Source organism: Bradyrhizobium sp. UFLA05-125, from assembly GCF_059803515.1.
The window spans coordinates 1-10,616 of record NZ_JBANBJ010000131.1 but is presented as its reverse complement, the minus strand read 5'-3'; the positions used below and the strand labels follow the sequence as shown (position 1 = coordinate 10,616).

Annotated in this window: 9 protein-coding genes; 4 read left to right on the top strand and 5 right to left on the bottom strand. The window is 60.3% G+C overall.

All coding sequences use genetic code 11. The annotated features are described in order from the left end of the window. From SO156_RS44740 to SO156_RS44730, 3 genes are all read left to right on the top strand, one after another. Positions 1 to 696, top strand: a complete 696-nt coding sequence (locus SO156_RS44740; RefSeq protein WP_498539304.1) for a gamma-glutamyl-gamma-aminobutyrate hydrolase family protein — start codon at positions 1 to 3, stop codon at positions 694 to 696. Between the two features lie 9 nt (positions 697 to 705). Beyond that, on the top strand, positions 706 to 1,824 hold the full coding sequence (locus tag SO156_RS44735) for a M14 family metallopeptidase (RefSeq protein ID WP_498539303.1): 1,119 nt from the start codon (positions 706 to 708) through the stop codon (positions 1,822 to 1,824). Between the two features lie 133 nt (positions 1,825 to 1,957). Beyond that, on the top strand, positions 1,958 to 3,193 hold the full coding sequence (locus tag SO156_RS44730; RefSeq protein ID WP_458144988.1) for an MFS transporter: 1,236 nt from the start codon (positions 1,958 to 1,960) through the stop codon (positions 3,191 to 3,193). 195 nt (positions 3,194 to 3,388) lie between these two features. Here SO156_RS44730 and SO156_RS44725 read toward each other — a convergent pair whose 3' ends face one another. Together SO156_RS44725 and SO156_RS44720 are read right to left on the bottom strand one after the other, a co-directional pair. Next, entirely contained in the window at positions 3,389 to 3,889 is a 501-nt protein-coding gene (locus SO156_RS44725; RefSeq protein ID WP_498539302.1) for a hypothetical protein, read from the bottom strand. A 1,076-nt stretch (positions 3,890 to 4,965) separates the two neighbouring features. Then, positions 4,966 to 5,304, bottom strand: a complete 339-nt coding sequence (locus SO156_RS44720; protein WP_458144985.1) for a PilZ domain-containing protein — start codon at positions 5,302 to 5,304, stop codon at positions 4,966 to 4,968. Between the two features lie 622 nt (positions 5,305 to 5,926). Between SO156_RS44720 and SO156_RS44715 the strand changes: the two genes are divergently transcribed. Continuing rightward, entirely contained in the window at positions 5,927 to 6,400 is a 474-nt protein-coding gene (locus SO156_RS44715; protein WP_498539301.1) for a Spy/CpxP family protein refolding chaperone, read from the top strand. Between the two features lie 404 nt (positions 6,401 to 6,804). On the opposite strand, the gene SO156_RS44710 is transcribed toward SO156_RS44715, so the two are convergent. The 3 genes from SO156_RS44710 to pdxR form a co-directional block, all read right to left on the bottom strand. Continuing rightward, on the bottom strand, positions 6,805 to 7,761 hold the full coding sequence (locus tag SO156_RS44710; protein WP_498539300.1) for a hypothetical protein: 957 nt from the start codon (positions 7,759 to 7,761) through the stop codon (positions 6,805 to 6,807). 330 nt (positions 7,762 to 8,091) lie between these two features. Further along, positions 8,092 to 8,493 carry a Rid family hydrolase gene (locus tag SO156_RS44705; protein WP_458144981.1) on the bottom strand — a complete coding sequence of 134 codons (402 nt, stop codon included), beginning with the start codon at positions 8,491 to 8,493 and terminating at the stop codon, positions 8,092 to 8,094. A gap of 899 nt (positions 8,494 to 9,392) precedes the next feature. Continuing rightward, positions 9,393 to 10,616: MocR-like pyridoxine biosynthesis transcription factor PdxR (gene pdxR / locus SO156_RS44700; RefSeq protein ID WP_498539299.1), on the bottom strand; the 1,224-nt coding region annotated here is incomplete at its 5' end.

Sequence of the window (10,616 nt, the reverse complement as noted above, 5' to 3'; positions counted from 1 at the left end):
GTGCGGGCCGTGAGCGAGGTGGCGCATGCCCTGCCTGTTCTCCTGCCAGCCGCGCCCGACTGCGTCGACGTGGAGAGCCTCCTCGCCGGCATCGATGGCCTTGTCCTCACTGGCAGTCCTTCGAATGTCGCAGCCGATCACTATGCTGCTCCACCTCTGGCACCAGCTGTGAAGCTGGATCGCGATCGCGATGAAGTCGTGCTGCCCATGATACGGCGGCTGATCTCCGCTGGTCTTCCGGTTCTCGGCATTTGCCGCGGCCTGCAGGAACTCAACGTCGCGTTCGGCGGCACCCTGCATCCTGCCGTGCACGAACAGCCGAACCGCCTCGATCATCGTGAAGGCGATCACGACCGCCCCGTCCGGCGCTGGTACGACGACAGTCATGACGTGCACATCGCCGCCGGTGGCAGGCTTGCGGAACTCCTCGGGGATGATCGTGTGCCGGTCAATTCGTTACACCACCAGGGCATCGAGCGCCTCGGCCGGGGCTTGCGCGTCGAAGCAACGGCGCCGGACGGCCTGATCGAGGCCTTCTCGATCGAGGATGCGCGGCAATGGACGCTGGCGCTGCAATGGCATCCGGAAATGCGCATCGACGACAGCGCGCTCAGCCGAGCCATCTTTGCCAGTTTCGGCGCGGCCTGCCGGGCCCGGAGAACTGAGAGACAGCGACAAACCACTCAAGGAATTTGAGAGCAGACGATGACCAACAAGGACATTCTCGAACTATTCAGCACGAGCTACGTACAGGCTCGCGCGAAGTTCATGCAGGCCGCGGCGGTGCGAAACCTCCCGGTCACTTCGTTCGTGCTGCCCCTCCAGGGCGCGCAAGGCGAGACGTTGGCCACCGACGTGGTATTCGACGGCCCCGTCGATGCCGCATCGCTGCTGATCGTGATCAGCGGTGTTCACGGCGTCGAAGGCTACTGCGGCTCGGCCATCCAGACCGGCCTGCTGCTGCTCGGGTTGCCGGAGCATGTCCGTACGAATGCCGACGTCGCGGTCATGCATGTCCATGCCGCGAACCCCTATGGGTTCTCGCACTCGCGCCGCGTCACTCAGGAAAACGTCGATCTCAATCGCAACCTCATCGACTTTTCCGCACCCTTGCCCGTCAACGCGGGTTACGCCGACATTCACGATCTCCTGCTGCCGGACGCCTGGCCGCCTCGGCCGGACAACGAGGCGCAGCTTGCCGCCTATGTCGAGCGCGTCGGCCAGCGCGGGCTGCAGCGCGCCATGTCGATGGGACAGTACGCGTTCGAGGACGGCATGTTCTTTGGCGGAGCCGGCCCCACCTGGAGCAACAGGACCTTCAGGCGCATCCTGCGGGAATTCGCCATCGGACGCGAACACATTGCTTCGATCGACATCCACACCGGCCTTGGCCCCTACGGATTTGGAGAGCGGATCTTCGCCTGTCCCGAGGACCCCGTCGTTCTCGAACGAGCGCGCACATGGTGGGGCAAGCTGACGTCGGTGGTGACAGGCACCTCGACCAGCATCCCGCTCAACGGGCCTATCCAGACCGCGTTTTCGCAGGAATGCCCGGACGCCCTTCAGAGCCATATCTGCCTCGAATACGGCACGCGCCCTTTCCCGCAGGTCCAGAACGCGCTGCGCGCCGAGCAATGGCTGCACCGATCCGGCAGCGCCAATTCCGAGCAACGCGCATCGATCAAGCGCGCTCTCAAGGATGCCTTCTATCCCGAAGCCGATGATTGGAAGATCCCGGTCTGGCAGCAGGCACGCGAAGCCTATTTGCAGGCACTCCACGGACTGAACACCACGCCGATCCCGGCGGCTCTCGAAATGGCTTGAAGCAGCACGCGACAACCCGTCATTCCAGCAGGAACATTGACACATGAGCACGATTGCCACCGTGGAATTGCAGATGGATGCTTCGAACGGCGAACCGCAGCACGCGGTCGCGACGGGACGCGTGAGCCGCAGGATGGTCGCGGCCGCCGTGGCCGGAAACGCGCTCGAATTCTACGACTTCGTCATCTACGCCTACTTTGCCGTCTACATTGGACACGCCTTCTTCCCGATGGGCGGTGAGTTCGGCAGCCTGCTCGCCTCCGTCGCGACGTTCGGAGTTGGCTTCTTCACCCGCCCGCTCGGCGGCATTTTAATCGGAGCCTTTGCGGACAAGGCGGGGCGCCGGCCGGCCATGATTCTCACCGTCGTGCTCATCACGATCGGCACTCTGGGTCTGGCCGCGACACCGAGCTATGCCAGCATCGGCATTGCTGCGCCGATTCTGGTTGTCGTCTGCAGGCTGCTGCAGGGCCTTGCGATCGGCGGCGAGGTCGGACCGTCGACGGCGTTGCTGATCGAGGCGGCGCCGGTCAACAGGCGCGGTTTCTACGCGAGCTGGCAAATCGCGAGCCAGGGGATTGCGGTGGCCATTGGCGGCCTGTTCGGCGTCGCAGTCTCGCTGATTCTTTCCCCTGCTGACCTGGCCGCCTGGGGATGGCGCGTTCCATTCCTGTTCAGTCTCGCGCTGATTCCGATCGCCGTCTACATCCGGCGCAGCCTGCCCGAGACACTCGAGACGGGCGAAAATCGGAGCACCAGGCAGATCGTCAGCTCAGTGTTCACTGGCCAGCGCCGCTATTTGGTTCTGGGCATCCTCATCACGGCGGCCGGCACGGTATCATCGCAGGTCGGCAACTACATGACCACCTATGCGATCCAGACGTTGCACCTGCCCGCCGCGCTCGCCCAAAGCAGCGTCCTGGTCGGCGGCGCCCTCACTTTTGCCTTTGGCTTGATCGCCGGCCTGCTCAGCGACCGGTTTGGCCGGAAGATCACGATGATCCTGCCTCGGGTCGCCCTGATGTTCCTGATCGTGCCAATGTTCTTCTGGCTTGCCGGCGTGCCCAGCGCCACCACGCTCCTCGTGGTCACGGCGATTCTGGCTGCCCTCACCGCGCTCAGCGGATCGGCGAGCCTCGTGGCTTTACCTGAGATGATGCCGATGGCCATTCGCAGCACGGGCCTGTCGTTGATCTATGCGATCGGCGCGACGCTGTTCGGCGGGACAACCCAGTTTGTGGTGACCTGGTTATTGGCCGTGACCCATGATCCGCTGGTGCCGGCATACTACACCGCCGCGATCAGCCTGATCAGCATCGTAGCGATGGCCATGCTCCCCGAGACCCGCAATTTCGATGTCACGAAGTAGAGGGTCGAAGTGTCCGTCAAGCTGTATGCCTCTGTTGGGCCCTAAGCCGACTTCCGGGAGATGAGCGGACCAAGGTCGAGCAGCTGCCGAGGTCCGCTTGTGTCCCCCTTAACCAACCGCAGGTCCAACCACCAACCGAGGTAACACTGCGTTGGCGTGTCATTCTTTCCCAGCCAATCGTGGCTCGATCGAAGATCACTGCGCCTGCTTCAAATAGGCTTCCACCTCCAACAGGTCCCGCTGCGCCGGAAATGACATGAGAGCCTGAGCCGGACTGCACCACGGGTAAGGAAGCGAAGATAGCCAGCGCATCACGCCATCGAGTTGCGTGCCTGACAGGATTTTCATGACTTCTATGGTGATGACGAGCCTCACCACTTTTCCGTCCTGATTGAAATGCCAGTCGTAACGTCCACATCCAACTCGCAGCGGCTGTCCGGTGGCTCTTGCGGACATCCCAACCAACCAATGGCACTGAAAGCGGGCTCGGTCGGTCTCGGAGGGGTGGGAGAGGCAGAACGTATAGATGTTCTCGTATTCGACACCGAAGCGACGAACCAAAACGTCCTCCACGGTGCTCAAGCCGGTCGCCGTGCTGGGAAATGAAATGGCGTCGGTCTTGACCACCATCTCTAGTGCAACGTCTTCAGAGAACGTCTGTCTCATCAAAAACGGGCGGTTGCCGTCCTTGGCCAAGATATAGTTGTTTACTGCGACGGCATGGGCCCAAGCTTAGCACATTCGAGTTCCAATGCATCTCGCCCAGAGCGGCGGTCCCGGAATGTCTGCTCTCGTGACGCTGTCGGGGCTAATGAGGTAAGCCGCATCCCGGATGATTGTGGTCCGTGGCAACGGGAGCGTCGCCGCGCCGCGGTGAGAACACAAGTGTCACTAACTGGTACCTGCCCGCATTCGATCCCGGCTTGCCGGGAGGGGCGACCAAGAGGGACGTACTCGTCGCTTTTCGTGGCGGCGCTGCCTGCCTGATGACCCAATCCCCGAGCCAGCAATATTGGTCGGTGGCGTCAACGGCATATTGCCGTGGCCTGGCATCGTGAGTTCATTGCAGTGACCGGCGTGCGTCCCTCCTGCCGCCGCCGAACTGGAAAGGATAAACCATGAGGAAGACGTTATTGGCTCTCGCTGCGGCCGCGACTTTGGCCGTCTCCGCAGCCTCGCCCGCGTTTGCTGGTCCGCGCTATGATTACGGACCCGGCGGCAATCCGTATCCGCGCACTTATCCTGGCCCCGGCGGCTATCCGTACTGGTCGGGCTATGTCGATGCCCCGGTTGGCGAACCAATGCCTCCCTGCTACTGGAAGACCCAACGCTTCTGGGACGGGCACGGCTGGCGGGAGCGCCGCGTGCGAGCGGCTAATAAGCGGCCGAGAGACCCATGCGAATCCGACACGGTGCGGCGACATGGCTCAAATACGTCACGCCGTAGGCAATATCGGCCGCGGGGGTCGTCACAGTAGGACGGTCCTTTCATCCGATCCAAGCTGGCCGCTTGCCGTGGTCGCGGCTGACCGGCGCCGCAGACTCCTAACGTCTTCAGCGTACCGGTCGTTGCACTGCTCGAAACCAGCCGCAGGAGCGTCATGGATAGCGTGCCCGCCGCCAGCATGAGGGTTGATCGTCGCCGCCGAAGATGCCCAGAATAGGCGAAGGTGCCCACGTCTAGGCGCGGGCAATGTTACGTCCGCGCGCGACCTCCGGCTTGGCGACAGCATGCCGAGCGGCGCGCAAGGAGTTTTGCCGCCACTTCTCAGCTAATGGCGCCTTTCGCGGCGCATGGTCTGGCGATCAAGTCGCACCACTTTTGTGTACTCGCCGGAATCGTTCGCCAATTTCGGCGAGCGACGACGCAGGAGGAAGGCTGCTCCGCAAAGCGTCTCCTTTCTCCACACAATGCGGCAGATGAAAATTGCGGGATGGCCATCGAACGACAGCACAAATTCGTCGGCAAATATGAAGTACGGCGCGGAGATGCAGGCCCCCAAGGCGCTGATATCGCGCACCACGCATGGATGAGTCCCACGAATTCCATCGAATGACAGTAGCGCCGCCCGGTTCATCGGTATGCGGCTCAGTGCGCGACGTTCCATCATGGCGAGATGCTCCAAATGAGAATGCAACCTCCCATCGGACGCGACCGCAGCGATTGCGATCGCGCATTATGAAGTCGGTTTCCCGGTCCCGCCGACGTCCGGAAAACGGCAGCACGTGCAACCTTGATCTGGTTGATTTAACCTAACAAGCAGCATTGTTGTCTTATTAAAATTGGATCGAAGTTCGTGGTTAATTCAGACGCTTGACGCCGACTTTACAAACGGACGTTCGTGTTTCGAAGCGGAGGTTGGCTTCACAAGATCAGTGGGCCAAATGCGCAAGAATAGGCGCGCGACCTGATCCTCTACTACCAGAACTACGAGTGCAGACACAACGGAAGCTGGCCTGATGGTGAGCCCAGTCGCTAGTCACGTGAATCTAAAGTTCGCCACATAAAGTCTGCTGGACTTTGTGGCAGAAGTTTTCCGATCACTGCGCTCAGAGCAGCCGCTCCTTTTCGCGTGAAGGACCCCACCGGCAAACTCGCGATCAGATTGATCCAGTCATCGTGCAATTATTGCAGCGTGGTCCACCGCTTGCCACCGGGCATTGCGCAATTGGTATGATCTACATCAAAGGCGCGACGCTACCTCGTGTGGAGGATATTGTTGTCGAGCACCGATGACTGGTGCTGCGCAAAAAGGGAGATTTGTCGTGCGTTCAGTAATCCTGATTTTCCTCGCTATTCTTACCTCTATGACAACGCCAGCGCGCGCTCAAGGCACATGGCTTGAGACGAGAATGATAAGGGCGATTTCCAGCAGCGAGGCGACGCCTGTTGCCAACACTGATCGATTGGTAAAGCGGCTTAACCTGACGGATCCTCAAAAAGCGGCGCTGAAAGACTTAACCGAGGCGTCTGCGTCTGCGGATGCCTCTGCGAGGAAGTCGCTATGCGCTGACAAACCAGATCTTTCGACGACCGTGGGGCGAATGGCGTTCGCCGAGAAAATGGCGGAGACCAGGCTTGCCGGCCTGAAGGCAGTCGAGCCCAAACTTCAAGCGTTTTATGACAGCCTGGACGCGAAGCAGAAAAAAGCGTTCGACACTGGCGGGCGCATCGGCGGCATATTCGACTGGTGGGGCAAGAAATAAATTCCGATTGGCGGAGGCTCGACGACATTGCTACCGGATTTCCAGCGGGACTGTTCGAGCAGACATTGCCTGCGCGCAAAAAACAGTGTCGTTAGCTGGTAGCGGTACCTGACCGCGCTCAATCGTGGCTCACCGGGGCCGGGATACGCGCCCTTCGACTTCAAACTGCTCGGCTTAAAGGAGCGGCCGCCGCCGTGGTAACAGCGGGAGGGAGCATGTATCGATGTCCGCTATGCCCCGCGTCGCGACCAAATTCGGCCTCGCACCGAAGTGTCGCGTAGGGCCACTTCCGGACTCACGCATCGCAGCAAATTACGCCTCACTCGATCACCTCGTCGGCGCGGCCGAGCAGCGAGCGCGGCACGGTGAGGCCCCGAGCACGTTGGCGGTCTTGAGATTGACGATCATCTCAACGTTCGTAGCTTGCTGCTGTCTAATGATGGGACATCTGAGGCTTGCCGTTCCTTGGCTTCGTAGTAATCGGCTGAGAACATAATTGACCACCGCGAGAAGAACGAACGCAATTCCTGAGTGGGCTTTTCGACCCCGAAACGCTCCGCGACATGCGCCTTGCGCAGCCACCGCACCGCCGATGTGAGGCCGGCGATGCGCTCGAGCGTCTCAAGCGCCGCGATGCCGGCAATCTCTGCCTGCCGATAGCGAAAACCGAGTTTTTTGATCAGATACATACACTTGACGGTTTCATAGCCCTTGAATACCAGCTGAACGAAAGGATGTTTTTTCGCGTGTGGCCAGGCTGCCGGGTACACCGGTAGTACCAAAAGCTTGCTCTTGGCGATAACGGTTGCCAGCGGATGCAAGAGTTGCATCCAAGGTGGCCAGGACGTGACCTTGGCAAACAATACCGCGTGCATTGCCGTTGCAGCTCCGAAAGAGATCGGGAGCCAAAGTATCGCGCCCAGGATCACGAGCAACGCGGTGTTCGGCGTGAGATGCCGGCATTTTCGGAACACCCACGCCATGCCGCTTTCAAAGGCATCATGCACAGCTTGCTCGAACGCCCGATAGCCAATCTTCCGCCTAAACCACGACCAGTTCCTGCGGATCGATCTCCGCCACTGTCGACGTTTCGTCTCGGAAAGGGGAAGGAAGCGCACCGCGGCGCTTACGAGAGTGACGATGACATCGCCAAGACTCTTGGCCGCGAAGAGCGGAAGCCAAACAATTTGCATTGCCAAAGGGAAGGCGTAGTCGAGCATCCGCATCAAGATCGAAATAAAGAAGTGCAGGATCTTGTTTATGGCGAGCGTGATAAAAACAAGTGGAATCATAAACACATCGTCGAGGGCACCGTGGAATCGGCTTTCCTCGGTCCATGCCGGGTTATGATAATCGGTCATGGTGCAACGTTTCCGCGCTGAAGACAGGCGATCGTGCGGGCTTAAATTAGCACATTGTAAGGACCAGGGTAACCTCAGCTGCCGATCGTTGAGCGACAGCCCGATGAACGGGTGCTTAAAGGCTCAGGGGTTGAGGCCGTAGTTTGCTGATCTACATCAAGTAGCAATCGGGGTTAGGATGCCGTTATTGCCGTCGCTGATGTCTCGTTCGGGTCATTCGCGACTGAGCCAGGCAGTGCTCGCTGCCAATCGATGTCCGCTTCGGTCCCGATAGCGCCCGCATTCGTGCAGAAGCAGCAAATGACGCGAGGGGCCAGAGGCGGCCGTCGCTTATTCGACCACACAATCGGCTTCGATCTCGACGAGCCAAGTGGGATCGATGAAGCCCGAAACCTGGACGAACGTGCATGCCGGGCGAATTTCATGAAAGACCTCGCCATGCGCGCGAGCTGCATCGCGCCAACGCGAAATGTCTGTCAGCATGATCCGCGTCCGAATGATGTTCGCTAGTGTACCGCCCGCCTCCGCGGCAGCCTTGGCGATGATTTCAAGGCAGCGAATCGTTTGCCCATAGACATCGCCTGGCGCCGCCGTGCCCCCCGCCGCCGCAATCGGTGCCGTCCCCGCAATAGCAACGAATTGGCCAACTCGTACGGCGCGGCTAAAGCCGATCTCGGGCTCGAGATACGATCCCGACGAGATGAGGTTCCTTGGCACGGCGGGGGCCTCCATCGAAGTGAAGTCGGTGAAGCTGTGCTCGTCGGCTGAGTGCCGGTGAGAACGTCCCAGACAGCCCCTTAGCGAGAGAACAAGTGGGTGCGGTTTCGCCCTGCATTGGCGAGACTCACGCACATCCTCGATTTTCCACGTTGTTCATGCTAGCCGCCCCAACGACAGAAGGGGTAGCACCGATAGGGTCCGCCGAGCCAACGGCCCCAGCCCCGGTGCCAACCGCCGAAACGCACTTGGACCAGATCACTCTCCTGCACCATCGGCTTGGCAGCTGGGGATGAAGGAGTGAGCGGGGCAGCCATTGCAGGTGCGCCGAGCGATATCGCACCAATCACGCGAAGCGCTGCAGGAACTTTGGTCATAGACATGACATTCCTCCAATCCGCAACTTCCGACCATAATCAACTTGGCTGACTGCAATGCGTTGCACCGTTATGTCATGACGGTTTCGGGTCAAAATGCGAAGAACTCAACGTGAGCAAATCTGGTCCGCTATGCCCCACTGGGCGGACCTCAATGAGGGGTGCCGTCACTTCGCTGTTGGGTCGATTCCGTTGAAAAAGGCGAAAGTAACGCCACGGCAAAAACATCGCTGAAATTAACTTAGAGCGAGCTCCGGCAAGAAAAGCCTTCGTAGTAAAGCTAGGAAGATCACCGAGCGATCCTGACTATGTTGACGCGATCTCCCACGTCCCGCTGCGTCAAACGCATCAGAAGTCTTCAGAAAATGGGCATGCTCGCGACAAAGGCCTTTTTCAACAGAATCGGTCAAAATGCGAAGAACTCAGTTTGAGCAGTCCGCCGTACCCAATAAGCGGCCTCAATGAGAGCTGTCCCCACTTCGCTGATAGGCCAGAAGAAGGCATCACTGGCTCGCTCAATCACCTCCGTGCGCCGTTTCACCCACCTTGCTCGCCTAACCGCGCACCGATCGCCTGCTCGAGCTGTCGGGATAAATCCATTGCATCTGTCTCGTCGACATTTGTGAACCCGAGCAACAGTGCTTGTCCGCACGGATGAGCGACCGCGCGCCTGGACAATGGTACCGCGGCGAGTCCGGCGTCCTGCGCAAGATTCGCCAGCTGAACGTCGTCGGCGCGGTTGGGGCAGCGCACGATCAGATGCATCCCGCCGGGCTTGAGATCTACTGCGATGCGCTCGCCGAACACCGCGGAAAGCGCCGCGCCAAGTACCTTGCGACGCGTAGCATACAGATCGCGCATGCGTTTCACATGCCGCGCAAAATGACCCTGGATCATAAAGGCGGCAACTATGCGCTGTGCAAGTGTCGACGCGCCGAAACTCCGATGCAGGTTTGCGCGGGTGAAGACGGCGACAGAATCCTCCGGCAGAACCAGATAGCCGAGCCGAAGACTCGGGAACAACACCTTGCTGAAGCTTCCCGCATAAAGCACCCGGTCGTTACGGTCGATGCTCTTGAGGGCCGGCAGCGGTCGCCCCACGTAGCGGAACTCGCTGTCGTAATCATCCTCGAGCACTAAGGCGCCTGTATCGCTGGCCCATGACAGGAGCGCTAGTCGCCGCGGCAGCGACAGTGCGACGCCGAGGGGACTCTGATGCGAAGGCGTCACTACCGCGAGTCGGGCGCGGTGCGCCCGCGCCACGCCGTCGGCGACGCGTAGCCCTTCGGTATCGACGCGGATCGGCACCAGCTTCGCGCCAGCGGCCTCAAGCGCCGTGCGCGCCAGCGGGTAGCAAGGGTCCTCGAGCCAGACCTTGTCATTGCGATTTAGCAACACCCGCGCAATCAGATCCAGGGCGCTCTGATAGCCATTGGTGATCAGAACCTGTCGCCACGAGCAGTTGATGCCACGCGACGTCGCCAGATATGCCGCGACCGCTTCCCGCAATGGAGGGAAGCCGGCGGGATCGGGATACGCCATTTCGGCCGCAGTGAGTTCGCGCGCCTGACGCGCCACCAAGCGCGACCAGATCTTGCGTGGAAACATGTCGAGCGAAGGAAGCCCAAGCTGAAATGGTCTGGGGCCGCCGCTCTCGGGCGAGACTCGATCCGTCGGGCGAGATCTGGTAGCGGGTCTCGCGATGGCTTGACCGCCAAGTTCAGGTGAAACGATCGTGCCAGCTGGTCCACGGGTAACGAC